The sequence below is a fragment of the Nocardia sp. NPDC002869 genome, assembly GCF_046764065.1.
GTDB classification, from domain to species: domain Bacteria; phylum Actinomycetota; class Actinomycetes; order Mycobacteriales; family Mycobacteriaceae; genus Nocardia; species Nocardia rhamnosiphila.
Genome location: NZ_JBKOOL010000146.1, coordinates 1 through 14,771, shown reverse-complemented (window position 1 = coordinate 14,771; position 14,771 = coordinate 1). Strand labels below are relative to the sequence as shown.

At 66.9% G+C, this 14,771-nt stretch carries 20 protein-coding genes; 8 read left to right on the top strand and 12 right to left on the bottom strand.

All coding sequences use genetic code 11. The annotated features are described in order from the left end of the window. The first annotated feature begins 567 nt into the window (after nt 1-567). Genes ACLML9_RS22570 through ACLML9_RS22560 form a run of 3 tightly spaced genes read left to right on the top strand, consistent with a single transcriptional unit; the run spans nt 568 to nt 1,969 of the window. Nucleotides 568-927 (top strand): ArsR/SmtB family transcription factor, encoded by a 360-nt coding sequence (locus ACLML9_RS22570; protein WP_411947396.1) that lies wholly within the window; start codon nt 568-570, stop codon nt 925-927. Further along, the gene (locus ACLML9_RS22565; RefSeq protein ID WP_411947395.1) at nt 924-1,400 is read left to right on the top strand and encodes an SRPBCC family protein; all 477 of its coding nucleotides are present in this window, start codon (nt 924-926) and stop codon (nt 1,398-1,400) included. Before ACLML9_RS22570 ends, ACLML9_RS22565 begins: the two co-directional genes overlap by 4 nt. Continuing rightward, nucleotides 1,400-1,969 carry a TIGR03086 family metal-binding protein gene (locus ACLML9_RS22560; protein WP_411947394.1) on the top strand — a complete coding sequence of 190 codons (570 nt, stop codon included), beginning with the start codon at nt 1,400-1,402 and terminating at the stop codon, nt 1,967-1,969. The genes ACLML9_RS22565 and ACLML9_RS22560 overlap by 1 nt, the downstream gene beginning before the upstream one ends. A 38-nt stretch (nt 1,970-2,007) precedes the next feature. Here the strand turns inward: ACLML9_RS22560 and ACLML9_RS22555 are convergent, their stop codons facing one another. The 4 genes from ACLML9_RS22555 to ACLML9_RS22540 form a co-directional block, all read right to left on the bottom strand. Then, nucleotides 2,008-2,763, bottom strand: a complete 756-nt coding sequence (locus ACLML9_RS22555) for an esterase/lipase family protein (RefSeq protein WP_411947393.1) — start codon at nt 2,761-2,763, stop codon at nt 2,008-2,010. A gap of 209 nt (nt 2,764-2,972) precedes the next feature. Then, nucleotides 2,973-3,392 carry a PIN domain nuclease gene (locus ACLML9_RS22550; RefSeq protein ID WP_411947392.1) on the bottom strand — a complete coding sequence of 140 codons (420 nt, stop codon included), beginning with the start codon at nt 3,390-3,392 and terminating at the stop codon, nt 2,973-2,975. Continuing rightward, entirely contained in the window at nt 3,389-3,598 is a 210-nt protein-coding gene (locus ACLML9_RS22545) for a type II toxin-antitoxin system VapB family antitoxin (RefSeq protein ID WP_411947391.1), read from the bottom strand. Before ACLML9_RS22545 ends, ACLML9_RS22550 begins: the two co-directional genes overlap by 4 nt. A 140-nt stretch (nt 3,599-3,738) precedes the next feature. Next, nucleotides 3,739-4,305, bottom strand: coding sequence for a hypothetical protein (locus ACLML9_RS22540; protein WP_411947390.1), 567 nt, complete (start codon nt 4,303-4,305; stop codon nt 3,739-3,741). 1 nt (nt 4,306) lies between these two features. Here ACLML9_RS22540 and ACLML9_RS22535 point away from each other — a divergent pair, with 1 nt between their 5' ends. Further along, entirely contained in the window at nt 4,307-4,648 is a 342-nt protein-coding gene (locus tag ACLML9_RS22535) for an MBL fold metallo-hydrolase (RefSeq protein WP_411947389.1), read from the top strand. A 15-nt stretch (nt 4,649-4,663) separates the two neighbouring features. Here ACLML9_RS22535 and ACLML9_RS22530 read toward each other — a convergent pair whose 3' ends face one another. Further along, nucleotides 4,664-5,857, bottom strand: coding sequence for a hypothetical protein (locus ACLML9_RS22530; protein ID WP_411947388.1), 1,194 nt, complete (start codon nt 5,855-5,857; stop codon nt 4,664-4,666). Between the two features lie 108 nt (nt 5,858-5,965). Between ACLML9_RS22530 and ACLML9_RS22525 the strand changes: the two genes are divergently transcribed. Then, on the top strand, nt 5,966-6,625 hold the full coding sequence (locus ACLML9_RS22525) for a class I SAM-dependent methyltransferase (RefSeq protein ID WP_411947387.1): 660 nt from the start codon (nt 5,966-5,968) through the stop codon (nt 6,623-6,625). A 51-nt stretch (nt 6,626-6,676) separates the two neighbouring features. Here ACLML9_RS22525 and ACLML9_RS22520 read toward each other — a convergent pair whose 3' ends face one another. After that, nucleotides 6,677-7,258 (bottom strand): flavin reductase family protein, encoded by a 582-nt coding sequence (locus tag ACLML9_RS22520; RefSeq protein ID WP_411947386.1) that lies wholly within the window; start codon nt 7,256-7,258, stop codon nt 6,677-6,679. Further along, a complete protein-coding gene (locus ACLML9_RS22515; protein ID WP_411947385.1) occupies nt 7,258-8,628 on the bottom strand; it encodes a helix-turn-helix transcriptional regulator in 1,371 nt (456 codons plus the stop codon). The genes ACLML9_RS22520 and ACLML9_RS22515 overlap by 1 nt, the downstream gene beginning before the upstream one ends. 151 nt (nt 8,629-8,779) lie before the next feature. Here ACLML9_RS22515 and ACLML9_RS22510 point away from each other — a divergent pair, with 151 nt between their 5' ends. The 3 genes from ACLML9_RS22510 to ACLML9_RS22500 all read left to right on the top strand — a co-directional run bounded on the left by ACLML9_RS22510 (nt 8,780) and on the right by ACLML9_RS22500 (nt 9,981). Continuing rightward, on the top strand, nt 8,780-9,016 hold the full coding sequence (locus tag ACLML9_RS22510; protein ID WP_411947384.1) for a hypothetical protein: 237 nt from the start codon (nt 8,780-8,782) through the stop codon (nt 9,014-9,016). A gap of 142 nt (nt 9,017-9,158) precedes the next feature. Then, on the top strand, nt 9,159-9,461 hold the full coding sequence (locus tag ACLML9_RS22505; protein ID WP_411947383.1) for a hypothetical protein: 303 nt from the start codon (nt 9,159-9,161) through the stop codon (nt 9,459-9,461). A 49-nt stretch (nt 9,462-9,510) separates the two neighbouring features. After that, nucleotides 9,511-9,981, top strand: a complete 471-nt coding sequence (locus ACLML9_RS22500; protein WP_411947382.1) for a hypothetical protein — start codon at nt 9,511-9,513, stop codon at nt 9,979-9,981. Between the two features lie 137 nt (nt 9,982-10,118). Here ACLML9_RS22500 and ACLML9_RS22495 read toward each other — a convergent pair whose 3' ends face one another. From ACLML9_RS22495 to ACLML9_RS22475, 5 genes are read right to left on the bottom strand one after another with little or no spacing between them, the layout of a single operon-like run. After that, a complete protein-coding gene (locus ACLML9_RS22495) occupies nt 10,119-10,604 on the bottom strand; it encodes a hypothetical protein (RefSeq protein ID WP_411947381.1) in 486 nt (161 codons plus the stop codon). Beyond that, nucleotides 10,601-11,875 (bottom strand): DUF58 domain-containing protein, encoded by a 1,275-nt coding sequence (locus tag ACLML9_RS22490; protein WP_411947380.1) that lies wholly within the window; start codon nt 11,873-11,875, stop codon nt 10,601-10,603. The genes ACLML9_RS22495 and ACLML9_RS22490 overlap by 4 nt, the downstream gene beginning before the upstream one ends. After that, the gene (locus tag ACLML9_RS22485; protein ID WP_411947379.1) at nt 11,872-12,834 is read right to left on the bottom strand and encodes an AAA family ATPase; all 963 of its coding nucleotides are present in this window, start codon (nt 12,832-12,834) and stop codon (nt 11,872-11,874) included. The genes ACLML9_RS22490 and ACLML9_RS22485 overlap by 4 nt, the downstream gene beginning before the upstream one ends. A 28-nt stretch (nt 12,835-12,862) precedes the next feature. Continuing rightward, nucleotides 12,863-13,357, bottom strand: a complete 495-nt coding sequence (locus tag ACLML9_RS22480; protein WP_411947378.1) for a hypothetical protein — start codon at nt 13,355-13,357, stop codon at nt 12,863-12,865. Further along, a complete protein-coding gene (locus tag ACLML9_RS22475) occupies nt 13,354-14,388 on the bottom strand; it encodes a DUF4129 domain-containing protein (protein WP_411947377.1) in 1,035 nt (344 codons plus the stop codon). The genes ACLML9_RS22480 and ACLML9_RS22475 overlap by 4 nt, the downstream gene beginning before the upstream one ends. Nucleotides 14,389-14,771 lie beyond the last annotated feature (383 nt).

Below are 14,771 nucleotides of genomic sequence, written 5' to 3'. Positions count from 1 at the left end.
CACCCACACAGTGTGGGTGAGCAAGCCGCGTATAGACGCGGTGCCGGGCATACCGGTGCACGAGAAGGCCGCCGCCCGCGCTGCCGCGTAACTCGTCGGTGTAGCGGTGCTCGGCCGCCATCCCGATCAGCATGCCGGCGACGATGTACTTGATATCGGCGCTTTCGAAACCGGGTGCCGCGCGCGACCCGCTGCTGGGTGAGGAAGATCAGCTACGCGGGGTGTAGGTGGGGCCGCCTGCACTGCTCTGCATCCCTCCACCGCTAAGGCATCGGCCGGGCCGGGCAGACCGCTCCGGTTTCCCAGGATCTGGCAACTCGGTGATGCTGCCTGACCCCGACTTGTCAGGGAGGGTCGGGTCCCTGCTGCGGTAACGGCGAGGCCGGAGGTCCAGCCCGCGGTGTACCGACAGCCGCGAACCCGCCGATCGATATCCGAGCATCTCCCACACCGGACTCGGCGTCCCGAGGTCTTCGGGCCGAGGTGAGAGCCTTCCTCAACCACATGGTTGAATAACGCGGCCCGACGCGCTATGGTCTTATTCAACCAAGTAGTTGAGGAACCATAGTGAACGAGGACACCGAACAGCTCAACCGAGTGTTCGCGGCACTGGCCGACCCGACCCGGCGCAATCTCGTCGCCCGGCTTGCCGATGCCGACGCCTCCGTGGGCGAGCTGGCCGAACCGTACGACATGAGCCTTCAGGCGATCTCCAAGCATGTGAAAGTCCTGGAGGAGGCCGGTCTGGTCACCAGAAGCCGGGAGGCCCAGCGCCGGCCCGTTCACCTGAACGCGGAGGTGTTCGGCCTGATGACCAAGTGGATCGAGCGCTACCGGCTGAAGGCCGAGGAGCGCTATCAGCGCCTCGACGCCCTGCTGAACCGCATGACCGATACCGACGACCCCCGAGAGAAGGACGCATCATGACCACCACCGAGATCATCGCGGACGAGAAGGTCCCGACCATAGAGATCATCCGGGAGTTCGACGCCGCCCCGGAGCAGGTCTTCCGCACCCACGTCGACCCCGAGCTCTACGCGCAATGGGTCGGACCGCGCGACATCGCCACCCGGATCACCGCCTGGGACGCCCGCACCGGCGGAGCCTGGGCCTTCGCCAACGACCGGGACGGCGTCGAAATCGCCACTTTCTTCGGCAGCTTCCACGAGATCCGGCCCGACGAGCGCATCGTCTGGACTTTCACCTACGAGGGCGAACCCGACGGCGTCGCACTGGAAAAGGTGACCTTCGAACGCCTGCCGGGCGGACGCACCCGGCTGCGGGTCCTGAGCGTGGTCGAGAGTTTCGAAATCCGTGACGGCATGCTGGCCGGCGGGATGACTGTCGGGGTGGAGGAGGGCTACGCCAAGCTCGACGATCTGCTCGCGGAGCGTTCCTGATGGCGGCGGCACCCACCGGCCCGGCCGATCGGCACGCATCCGAGGCGGCCCGGTTCACCGAACTCGTCGAATCCGCCGGGCCCGGTGACTGGTCGCGCCCGAGCCCGGTCGCGGAGTGGACGGCTCTGGATATCGTCGCGCATCTGGTCGAGTGGTCCCGGGGGCTGCTCGGCGGCGCCGATATCGATCTCTCGCCCCTGGACGTCGCCGCGGACCCGGTGGCCGCGTGGAAACGGCACGTCACCGATATACAGGCAATACTCGATAACCCCGCGGGGCGGGTTCTGAGCAACCCGCACTTCGGGCAGCGCCTGGTGGACGAGGCCATCGACGAGTTCTACACCCCGGATATCTGGATGCATTCCTGGGATCTGGCCAAAGCCCTCGGCCGCGAACCAGACCTGGACCAGGACCGTTGCGCGGCCGCCTTGGCCGATATGGAGCCGGTGGAGCAGATGCTGCGTGACAGCGGCCAATTCGGCACCGCCGTCCCCGTCGCCCCGGACGCGTCTCCACAGGACCGGTTGATGGCATTCATCGGCCGGGACCCTGCCTGGACCGGGGCGTGATCCGGTGTTCCGGTCGAGCGATCCACCACCGCAACGGGCTACCGCGAACTGAGGAAGAACTGCCGCGGGCAGTCCGTGGCGAGCGGCCCGCCCCGCAGCGCCGAATCGATCAGATCCTGGAACGCCGCGTCCTTCGGTTCGTCGCGATGTATGACATGGCGGCCGGAACAGAACTGCTGGACGCTGGCGTTCACCGCACCCGGCAGGTGCAGGCGTTCGGGCCCCTCGTTCTCCGAGTAGAGGTGATAGGCCGGGAGACCGGGCGGCAGCGCCGGCGGAGTGTTCAGTTGCTGTAGGAACTCCGAGTCCGGGGCTATGTCACGACATCCGGGAAAGAGCGGCGCGCAGAGAAACCCGAGCGGCTGACCGTAGTTCGGGGTGCCGAAGTCGAGATAGGTTCCCACCGAATCGCTGCCGCCGAGGAACTTCACATAGTGCCGCTGCGCCAGCCCGCCCATGGAGTGCCCGACCAGATCCACCCGCCGGGCACCGGTGGTCCGCCGGATCTCGGCGACCTTGCCGGCGACCACTGCCGCCGAATCCGCGATTCCCTCGGTCCCCGAGGACCCGGCGGGCACCGCGGGCAGCACCATGGAGTAGGCCCGGTAACCGCGGTCGGCCAGTTCCGCGCGCAGATTCTCCAGAATGCCCCGGTCGGCGTCGAAACCACCGATGACCAGAACAGGATTCGCCGGCGCGGGCTCGGCACGGGCGACACCGAGCGGCAGCGCCGCGGCTACGCAGCCCAGCGATACCACAGCGAATCGGGCGAGCACGGCGAGCACAGTTTTCATGAACCTGCTTCCGGAGGCTGAATGGCCGCTGCGCCGTCATCCCGGACCGCGCACAGCGTCGACCGACGGCCAGCATGCTAGTGCGGTAGTCGCGCAGGTTTCGGGAGGCGCGACGGGATCACCAGGACAGGGGGCCGGAGATCATCTCGCCGCGCACCCAGCGAATCAGACCGTCCCCCACCAAGGCATCGCCGGTCCGCCCCAGGGCTTCAGCTGATCGTTCCCGGTGCGGCGATCCACTGAGTGGGCTGACCGGACGCCGCGGCGACCGTCTCGAAGTCACGGTCGTAGTGCAGCACAGTGAGCCTGTTCGCCTCCGCTGTTGCCGCAACCACCAGGTCGACCACACCCGCATTGCGGTGACTCCCCTGTTCGGTAAGTAGTTGTTGCACTCGATGGGCGCGCGCCCACACGTTGTCCGGGGTCACCACCCAGCCGAACAACGCGGTGAGAAGCTCTTTCTTATGCAATCGGTCGGCCAGCGATTGCGCCGTGAAGAGGAGTTCCAGTTCTACGGGGTCGCAGATCGCGACCACTCCGGCGGCGAGCGCTTCGTGCCAGGTCTTACGGACAACAGGGTCACGCAGGACCCGGACTGCGGCCGATGTGTCGATCAGGTAGCTGATCACCGACGGTAGGCGCCCTTGTCGAGCAGAATGTCGAAATCTCCCTGCTCCGCCATCTCACCGAGTGCGTTGAGGGCCTGGACCCGCTTGAGCCGTCTGGAGACCTCGATCAATGCCGCATTGACCGTATCCTTCTTGGTTCCCGTTCCCAGCAGACGCTGCGCTTCCGCCAGCGCTTCGTCATCGACTTCGATCAGTAGTTTCGACACTGCTACCCCTTATATATACTAGATATTCATATATACTAGATATTCAGGTCGAATATACACGATATCCGTGTGAAACACGGCGACGCCGGCGGCGGGACCCGACGGCGTCTCTCCGCACGGCCCCCACGGACGCGGAGTACTCAATCCCGCCGCACGGATTCACGAAGCGCACGAACGAACCAAGCAAACACCGGTCCCAGATCCGGCGGCGCCCGCCACCCGTTGACCGCGGACACCAACTGCCAGTACCGGGCGACCCGGGGATCATCGGCCACCTCCAGCCTTTCCAGGATCCAGCCCCGGAGTACACCGTCGTCCGGCCTGCCGAAGGTCTCGGCACAGCGCCCGGCCAGCCGATCGACTATCGGGGAGGCCGCGGCCGTGCCCGGGTCGATACCTGCTTCCAGCGCCGCGGTCACCTCATCGCACACGGCTTCCGTGAGCTCATGGTGCAGTCCGGTGTCGTCGCCCGCGGCTCGTTCCTTCGCCTGGTATTCGGCCATCCGGCGCACCGCGGCGCGGAAGGTCTCGTCCCGCACCAGTGCCACCAGGTCCATCCACGCGGTGACCTGTTCGGTGGTGGGCTCGGCCGGTAGGTCCGGCATGCTCGATCGCAGCAATTCCACGACAGCGGGGTTCGCGTCGACCGCGCCGAAGGTTTCGTCGACGAAATCGTGGACGAGGCGATGCCGTTCGGCTGCGGACAAGTTGACGGCCCACCGCGAACTGCGCGACGGCGACATTCTCGAGTTCGGCGGCGGCGCGGAGGTAGTCGAGATTCCGGGCCATACGGCGGGCAGTATCGCGCTGCACCTGCCACACCATCGAGTGCTGTTCACCGGTGACACACTGGCGAACGTCCGCGGTGTCACCATGCCCGGAGTGTTCAACCTCGACAGCGCCGCCGTCGAGGCGGCGACGTTCCGGCTGGCCCGGTTCGACGCCGATATTGTCTGTGTGGGCCACGGCGAGGTGCTGACCGCAGAACCACTGCGCATCTGGCGGGCCGACCGGTCGCGACCGAACCCGTCGCAGCGACACTCCCGGTGAGCCCGTGCCGCGGCCTCAGGGGAGCCGCTGGAAGCCCGGCGAGGCCACGGCCAGACGTAGGATCCGGTCGTCGCGATGAGAGAGCGCGAGTTCGTACCAGTCCGCGGTCCGGGCCTCGCCGAAGATACCGTCGGCCCCGGTGGACATGGTGACCTTCCAGCCCAGTTGCTCCCAGATCCGCAGGATCAACGGCAGATAGGCCCGCGGCCGGTCCGGGGGCGGCGGATCGAGGAAATAGCGGGCTTCGAGCCGATCGACCTCGTAGAGGTTTCCGGCGTCGTCGTCGCACGGCAGGATCGTCTCCCCGTCGGGACCATCCTGGGGCCGGGCGCCGAGCCGGCCGCCGAGCGCGTCGAGCAGTTCGGTGACGATTTCGCGGATGCGGGCGCGCGCGGCGTCCTCGGTGAGTTCGCGGTTCCACATGACCGCTCGTGCCGCTCGCACGGTCGACAGGGCGGCGACCCGCTGCCGGAGTTCGTCCGGCGTGACGGGCGCGGCAGGTTCGGGTGGGAGGTCGCGTTCCAGCTGGAAACCGTAGCCCATCAGGTCGTCGAGGGTGCGGCCGAAATTCATGGGCCGCTCCATATCGCCGCCGTACTCCCAGCCGACCGTGTGATCGGGCAGATCCGGGGAGGTGAAGTAATTGGTATCGCCCAGCCCCTTGGCGATCAACATCGCCCGGTCCCCGGGGATTCGTTCGTCGGCATCCCGGTTCCGCACCGATTCGGCCAGGCCGAGCTCGTCGTAGGTCTGCATATCGCGCGGGCGGGTGGGGCCGAAGGAGATACCGTCGAGGTCGGTGAATCCGGCATGGACCATACCGAGGAAAACCCGCAGCTGCTCCGGCAGCGCATCCCAGTGGCGGGGCACCTCGGCCCCGAATGTCGCCGGATCCCAGCCGATACGGAACTCGTGCGGCTGGAACGGTTTCCGCAGCGCGTACAGCAACACCCAATCACCACGCAGCAGACAGACCCGCACATCGTCGAGACATTCGGCCAAGACCGCACCGAACCGGGGCACCAGCTCGAACATATCGAGATTCCACAGCGCCACTGCGGCCGCACACCGGGCGCGGGAGTCATGGGCACCGGCGATCGGGGCCCAGTCCGCGGGGACGTGCGCGGCGGCCGAGGTCCCCGATTCGACGAGCAGCGCTGAGCCGGCACCGAATTCCGCCACGACCCGCGCGAAGTCCACAGTGTCCACACCACGCATTGAACAGGAGAGGTCCGACAGGTGCCGGTCGATCCTCGGTATTCGCCGCCGGCCGTGCCACCATGTGGTGAAGGGGCCCTGGACAGGGAGGTGACGGCATTGCCCGGACAGCGGGGAGACGGCGCCCACGATCCGCTCGGCGGCAGACGACCCACCAGCCATGAGCGCAGTACCGGGCTGCCGTGGGACGCCTCCTACCGGGACGGCCCCGCCCCATGGGATACCGGCCGCCCGCAACCCGCCGTGGTGCGCGTGGCCGCCGAAGGCGGTTTTACCGGATCGGTACTCGACGCGGGCTGCGGGACCGGGGAGAACGCGCTGCACGTCGCCGCGCTGGGTCTGCCGGTACTCGGTGCCGACGTGGCGGAGACAGCCCTGGAAACCGCCCGGGCAAAGGCGGCCGACCGGGAAATCGACGCCGAATTCGTCGCCGCCGACGCGCTCGAATTGAGCAGGATCGAGCGCAAATTCGACACTGTGCTGGACTGCGGCCTGTTCCATACCTTCGACGCGGAGGAGCGCCACCCGTACATCGCGAGCCTGGCATCGGTGACCGACCCCGGCGCGACGCTGTACATATTGTGTTTCAGCGACGAAGGCCCAGACCTCGGCCCACATCCGGTGGGCCTCGAGGAACTGAACGCGGCCTTCACCCCCACCAGCGGATGGAGTATCGCCGCAGTCGTACCGGACCGGATCGAAACCCGATTCCACGACCACGGCGCACCGGCCTGGTTGGCAACGATAGACCGCGTCTGAACGGATTTACACACCATGACGAGCGCAGAGACGGCTCACCGGAATCGCCGTCTACTCTCGGAAGTAATCCATCGTCCACATTTCGTACCCTGCCGTGGTGAACCGGTTTCCGGTCTGCTGCATGACCGGATGCACGGAAGCGACAGGCGTGCCGTCCGAGTGTAAGAACTCGGGGTTGAACCAGGCCGCCTGGACCTCACCGACGAAGGTCGCGTGGTCACCGGCCAAGTCGATACGCGCGATGATCCGGCAACTCATCCAACCGATGCCGGATGTAACGACCGGGCCGTAGCCGGACATCTCGAGATCCCAATCGATCCCACTCGCTCGCAGCTTCTCCGCGGTTGAGCCGACTGGAAAGCGCGAGTACTTGGCACCCAGTTTCCAGACAGCATCCAATTGACTCGATACCGGGACACTCAGGGTAAAGCCCGCCGAGGTCATCATCGCGCGAAACGTATCCCACTTCTTGAATACGGCGACAGCTACATGTTGTGGGTCTGTCGAAACCGAAGTCACGTTGGAGACAGGGATCAGGTTGGGCCCGCACTCGGGCGTCGACGTACCGATCAAGTATGCAATCCGAGGTGCGAGTAGCCGATGAGCTCTCATCACAAATGCGTCCTCGGCCATCACACAACCTCCCTGCCGGCCGATTTGTACTCTCGGATAGCGTCACCCAACGCATTGGCCGACGCATCTCTGGACCAACCTGCACAAAGGTCGTTCCATATGCGCTCGATGCCCACCATCACTTGAGGGATCCGCTGACCACGCGGCGTCTCGAGCACGCGTCGCAAACAATGAAGCGCGGCATCCGGGCCTTCCAGGTGGAGCAGTGACCGAGCCGAGTTGATCTCGGCGAGAGCGAGCGTGGCCGGCCAGGTATCAGCCCGCGCCGGGGCATACATACCGAACGTTCGGTCAGCTTCGCTCAATGCTCTCGACCATTCTCCAAGGTCCGCATGGACCATCGAGTTGTAGTAATGCCGACGAGCCGGTGAGAACGAGAATGTGGCCCCGAATTCGGCCAGGACTCCGGCGTCCGCAGACCTCGAATGCTCGTCGCAAGATCTTCCGATCGCTTCGTGCGCCGCGTGCTTATCCCCGATCTCGGCATAGGCACGCGCCGCGAAGCCGGACAGGCGGACCGCGGACAACCCGTACGGATCTTCAATCCTGTCGATCACATCGAGTACGTCCTTCGATGTACCCCACCACGAATGAATCATGGCCCATGTGCAGTACGACCAGGTGATCAATGATCTGTGCCCGGCAAGCTCAGCGAAGCGTACCGCGCTGCGTGTCTGGATTACAGCAGCTTTCGGTTCAGCGAGATCGTGTGAGACGGACCCCAGAAGCGCACACGTCGCGGCCATCAGAACGTACAGTTCACTCATCTCGGCCGGCCGGACAGCATATTTCAACTGAGCAGCCAATATGTCACGAATGGAGATCAGCTCGAGAAGTACGTTGCCGAGATCCGGGTTCAGCACATAATCCGTAGCTACGCGTCTCAGGTCAGCGGCGGCACTCTCGATCGTCGTCACTTCCACCGCGGGGCGGTTCAGCGATCCACTCAGACTCGATGAATCCTGTGCGGCATTGAGCACAAGATCCTGCAACCCGGTACCGGCGACAATGCCGACGCCGACCGTACGGAGCGCATCTCGCCGGTTCGTTTGCTCTTCTCCTTCGCCCGTAGACGGTGTTCGACCTCTCGGCCGATTGCGCTGAGCCCGCAGGTTCGAGGCGCGCTGCCGGAGCTGCACCAGACGCCCACCTGCATTCAGTATCGCGTCGATTGCCACTATCAGCTCCCGGGACGGCAGATTGCCGTCCTCCCACTCCGCCATCGAAACGTATTGCCGCGAGTAGCCGACCCTGCCGGCGAGTACTCGCTGACTCATACCCGCTTCTGTTCTGAGTCTTTTGATCTCGCGAGCCAATTCATCGGCCAGAGCCGCCCGGCCCGCGGCCGGTGCCACGCTGCGGCCGGTCATCGAATTCCCCTCCTGCTCATGGGTTCATTCTGACCCAGTGCCCTGTAGGGCAACCCACCTTTCGGCGACTTGCTACCTTCCGTCCCCACCGGGCTGCGAGTTCCCTCGAAACAGGCAAGACGCGAGACGAATCGAGTCCGAGGAGAGCCCCATGAAAGAGCATCCGAACGAAACGGGTTCGGCCCTACCGATCAGAGGGTCCATCAGCAATCAAGCCATCGCGGTGGCCCGGTCGCTCTGGCACGCTGATCACGGCACCGATCGAGCATTGCTGGAACGGGTCGCTGCCGGGCTGCGTGCACCCGAGTACTCGGACGAGTTCCACCCGCAGCGCGATATCGATCGGATAATCGCCCGGTACCGGGCAACCCACGGCCGTGCTCGCTGACGGCGGTCCGGTGTGGCCGCAATGTGCCGACCATGCGGTCCCGTGGATCACGGCCGGGCTGCTGGACTGGACGCACAGCACACGGCCCCATCGCCGGGTGCGATGTCCGGAATACCTCTTCTGCCTCGAAGGGGCGCCGGTCGTGGACGGGCACATCGGTGATCACGAGCGCAACGTCTCGGGTATCTGTCCGTGGATCGGTGTGCGGCTGGTGGATTCCGTGCCCGGTTGCGGGTGCGGACCCACCATCACAACCAGGCAGTTGCGGATCGTCCTGCGCGTGGACTGCCGGCCGAACGGGGTGATCCGCTCGGTCGGTTGCCCGGGCAGCGGCTGCCGGGAGATCGTCCGCCTGGTGCAGGGCCGGATCGGCCCGCATGCCGGGCCGTGCCCATGGGTGGGGGTCGAGGTGATCGATCGCGGTCCCCATCCGCCGATCCTGTGAACACCGATTCCGATACAACGTCATGGCATAATTTCGCTACTATTGTGGCATGACGATGTTCCAGGTCAGCGATCTGGCGGGATCCCGGCGCCGCGAGTTCCTAGATGAGGCGAAACGGTCGTCGGCGTCGTTACGCGACACCGACGGGTCGGTGCTCGTGATGTTCGAAGCGCAGCGCATCGCCGCGCTCAAGGAAGCCGCTGCCACCATTACCCAGCTGTTCTCCGCCGAGGCGGTGCTCGCGCGCACCGATGTCCCCACCCCGGTGGAACTGGGCGGACTGGCCTGGCTGGCGGAATTCGATCCCGACGATCGAGCCGAAGCGCTCGCCGAGATCCGAAATGCCGTAGTGCTCACTGTGACTTCCGAAGATCCCAATCCGCTCCGAGAGGTCCTGCACGCGTGGGCGACCACCGCCGCGGTGATGCGGGATCCGCTGCGCCGAGCCGTGCACACCGGGCCGGTCGCAGAGTCCGATTACGTCGAGGTCGACGCTCCGCATCCGAGCGATGACGTCTGAACGCAACCCGCAGCCCGGAGCGTATCGGCCGTTCGTAGCCGCCCGCGCGCCCGGTGGACGACCACCCACGAAACCCACATATCGCGTCCTGGTGCACCGGCAGTACCTCGACGCCTGGAACAGCTTGGCCGACAGTCTCACCGATCAGCGCGAGCTGCCGGTTGATCACCCGCCTCCGCCGCCGACACCGCAGGCGGCCGTCGGCGCGCCGTGGTGATGCTGTGGGTGAGGATCGAGGACAACAGGATCACCAGCACCGGAGCGACCACCGGCGCCCACACCAATTCGATCGGAAGCAGCGCGGCCGACCCGGCCGCCGCCGTCCACAGGACCGCCCCCACGACCGATGGCAGGGTGGTCGGAACGACCCCGCGCGGCGCCGTGACGGTCGCGATGTTCAACAGATAGGCGGTGGCCACCAGCCCTGCCGCGGCCGCCGCGACCAGGCCGGTGTCGGAGAGCGCGAGGACCCCGATCACCAGCAGAACAGCGCCGACCGCCGCCCAGCGCCACCACCAGCCGACCACCACCAGCACGATCGCGGCCGGGGCCGCCCACGGCTGGATCAGGGCGACCAGCAGCACCAGCAGCGTGCCGGACAGATGCGCCAGGAATTTGATCATCGGCGTACCCGGATCCTCCGGCGGCGCTGGGGCAGCAGGCGCATGGTCTGGTCGAGGCGGGTGTCAGCGGCCCACGGGACGATATCCACCCCCACCGTGCTCATATCGCGGTACATCGACATCCGTTCGAGCTGCCACATCTTCTCCATGGTGGGGTCCAGATCGCCGGCGAACGGACTGCCGCGCAACACATCCACCGCCACCACCACATGTCCCCGTTTACGCAGGTCGATCAGTGCGAGAGCGAACTGAGTGTCCAGCAGGGTGGTGAACGCGACGATGACCGCGCCGAGCGGGACCGCGGCGTAGGGCGCCAGGGTGCCGGTGGTGGGGATGTACTCGTCGCCGACATCGAGCACGGTGTCGACGATGCGATAGAACTGCCGGCGGCCGATATCGGGACGCAGCCAGCGCGGCGACTGCCCCAGGCAGACGACAGCGGTGCGGTCGCCGGCCTGCAGCGTGGACTGCACCACCTGTGCGGCCCCGCGCACCGACAGTTCCAGCGCGTCGCTGGCGGGCCCGGGCGCCTGCTGGGAGGTGTCCACCAGGACGACGACGTCGGCGGAACGGTTGGTCAGGCGTTCGGTCACGTACAGGCGGCCGCGGCGGGCGCTCACCGGCCAGTTCACGATGCGCAACTGGTCGCCGGGGGCGTAGGCGCGGATATCGGCGTATTCCACGCCCGGACCGTGCCGGCGCGTGAGGTGCACGCCGAGCCGTTCGGGAAGTTCGGTGCGCGGCAAGCGCATCCGCTGCGGATCGGTGATCGGGTAGACGTAGATCTCCCCGGCCGGCAGGGTCACGGTGGCCAGTGCCATCCCGGCCGGGCTCAACGCCTTCACCCGCACTTTTATCGGGTACCGACCCCAGCGCGCCGCCGACACGGTCAACCGCAGCCCCGCCGGCGCCGTCCCCGAATCCGCGGACTCCTCCACCGTCACCGTCATCCCGTCGACCGCGACCGGTCTACAGCGCAGCAGCGCCTGCCCCTGATCGACGAAGGCGGCGATGGTGACCGTGACCTCCTCGTTCTCGAAACACCGCTGGGTACCGCCGCCGTCCACCTGGATCCGGGTACGCGATACCTGCCAGGGCGCGCCGGCCAGCACACCGAGCATGGGCGAGGCGAACACGACCAGCTGCCAGCTCCCCGCCACCACCGCGACCAGCAGCGCGACGGCCGAGGCGATGGCGAGCAGGTAGGTCAGCGGGGCCGGACGCCAGCGCAGGCGGGCCTCCACCGTGGCACTGGCGTCGCGATGTCTCATGGCGTGGCGGCGCGGGGAACCGGCAGGCGGCGCAGCAGTTCGCTGATCACATCCTCGCCGCGGATGCGCCGCACCCACATCTCCGGCCGCAGGGTGATCCGGTGCGCAATGGCCGGGATCGCCAGGGCCTTCACATCTTCGGGGACCACGAAGTCACGGCCGTTCAGCAGGGCCCGGGCGCGGGCCATCTGCACGAGATCCAGTTCCGAGCGCGGACTCGCGCCGACCTCGACCTGTGCATGGGCCCGGGTAGCGCTCGCCAGCGCCACCACATAGCCCACCACGTCCGGGTGCACCGAGACGAACTCCACCGCGTTCCGCATCTCCAGCAGGCCCTTCGCGTCGATCACCTGGTTCACCCGGGGCTCTGCCGCGCCGCGTTCGAGACGGCGGCGGATCATCTGGGTCTCGTCCTGCTCGGACAGGTAGCCCAGGCGCAACTGGATGGCGAACCGGTCCAGCTGCGCTTCGGGCAGCGGATAGGTGCCCTCGTATTCGATGGGGTTGTCGGTGGCGAGCACGATGAACGGCTGGGGCAGCGGGAAGGTCTCACCGTCGATGCTGACCTGGCCCTCGGCCATCGCCTCCAGCAGCGCCGCCTGGGTTTTCGGCGGAGTGCGGTTCACCTCGTCGGCGAGCAGCATATGCGTGAACACCGGACCGCGGCGGAACGTGAAACGTCCGGTGGACATGTCGTAGATCGTGGAGCCGAGCAGGTCCGCGGGCAGCAGGTCGGGGGTGAACTGCACCCGGGTGAAGTCCAGGCCGAGGGCGGCCGCGAACGACCGCGCGATCAATGTTTTGCCCAGTCCGGGCAGATCCTCGATGAGCACATGCCCGCCGGACAGGATCGCGATCATGATGAGCTGTAGCTCTTCGCGTTTGCCGACCACCACCCGGGAAACCTCCCGGAGCACGGCTTCGGTGCGTTGGACGGTCGCGTCCAAGGGCATCGTCATGTGTTTTCTCGCAATGGGTCGACCCGTTTCACATTCTCTGAAGGCGGCTCAGGATCTCGTCCAGAGCCGCGCGGCCCGGCGCGGGCGTGTTCTGGTCACGTAGCGCCGAATCGGCCGGGTCCACCCAGCGCCACAGTTCGGCGCCGAACAGATGGATCCCGGCGCTTTCCAGCGCCCGCCGGTTCTTGCTGACCCGCACACCCGCGGACAGCTGGAACTCCTTGGCCAGCAGCGGCCGCAGATGCCGATCCCAGTCGGCGCGGCTACCGTCGGCGCGGTCGACGAGCATTTCGGCCCGGGCATGCCAGTGGCGCAGCATTTCGGCGGGCCCGTTCTCCATCTCGTCGGCGAGTTCCTTTTCTCTCTTCTCCGGGCGCAGCAGCACCCAGACGAAGCAGCACAGTGCGATCGCGACCGGCACCCCGGCCGCGATCAGTACGAATTCCCGGGCCCGCAGGCTCGCGGCCACCTCGAGAACCGCGACCGCGACAATTGCGGCCACGACGATCCAGGGCCTGCTCATCTCGGCCCCACCCCGCTCGGCACACCGGCATGCGGCGGTAGGGCGGGTGGATAGCCGCCGGGATCCGGGGCGGCCGATACGGCCGGGTCCGGGGTGCTCTGCAGGTCGGACAGCGCTACGCGTAACAACTGTTCGGCCCGCATCCGCTGCCAGGACAGCATGGAATGCGGGCTGAATCGCGCCTCCTCGAACAGCGCGACCAGTTCCCGGGCGGAGGCCTCGTGCAGCGCACCGTGCTCGAAGGCGCGCGCCAGCACTTCCATGGGTGTGTCGGAGGCCAGCGGGGCCAGACCGCGTGCGTAGACCAGGCCGCGTTCCATCGCCAGATAACAGGCGATGATCGCGGCGCGCGGATCCCGACCGGCCGCGCTCATAGCGGCCAACCCCATCTCGGCGGCTTTGACCAGGGTGTCGGTATCGGTGGTGGGCAGGTCCCCGGCGGCCGGCGATCCGTCGTCGGGTTCCTCGGCTCGTTCGCGCCGCTGGGTGTTGACGGTGACGACGGCCAGACCGGTCACGGCCACCGCCACCAGCGTGCCCGCGGCCGCCGTGGCCAGGAACAACCCGGTTCCGGTCAGGACCGGTTGATCCTCCTGGGTCCCGGGCGGCGTCGCGGGGTGCGGTGGGGCGGGAGAACCGGGCGGCGCGGCCGGAACCGGTTCGGCGACGCGCTGGAACCCGATGAAGTAGACGGCGAACACGATCGCCGCGAGCACACCGACGAGGGCCAGCAGGAACAGCACGGCCAGACCGAGGCGGCCCAGCCGCCAGTGCGACTCGGTATCGGAGTCGAGGTCGGGCAGGGCCAGCGGGAGCCGATGCTGGGAGGCGATCACGCCGGCCAGCAACACCACGACCGAGACGGTGAGCAGCACCGGCATCAACGCCACGGTGAGGGCCGAGGGCGCGTTGCCCGCCGAACCGCTGCTGTCCGGCATGCCCGGGATATGTCCGCGCAGCGCGATGACAGCGCAGACCAACAGCGCGAACACCGCCACAATGCGCGCGATCAGCGCCCGCGACCCGGCCAACCCGATACCTCGAACCTGCTCACTGCCAAGACCAGCCACATGCTTACATGCCGGACAGCCGGTCCGGGAGCGAATCGGCAATATGAAATGACGAGTTTTTCACGTTTATCAGCCCCTTGCCGGCAAACGTACTGCCCATTGCGGGATCGACAGTTATATCTTGTTCCCCGCTGTGAATACTCACAACCTCGTCGAAGACACGGTGACCGATTCCCGATGTCCGAATGCACCCGGTCAACTCGGACGTCGAACGGACGCCGCGCCCCGAACCGCCCACCCGGGCCCGGGCGGGAGGGGTATATAACGGGTTTCCACCCGACCCGCGCCGGCCCCGGTACCCCAACCGCTACCGGCTCAGGACCCGATCGGAAGAAGCGGGGGGA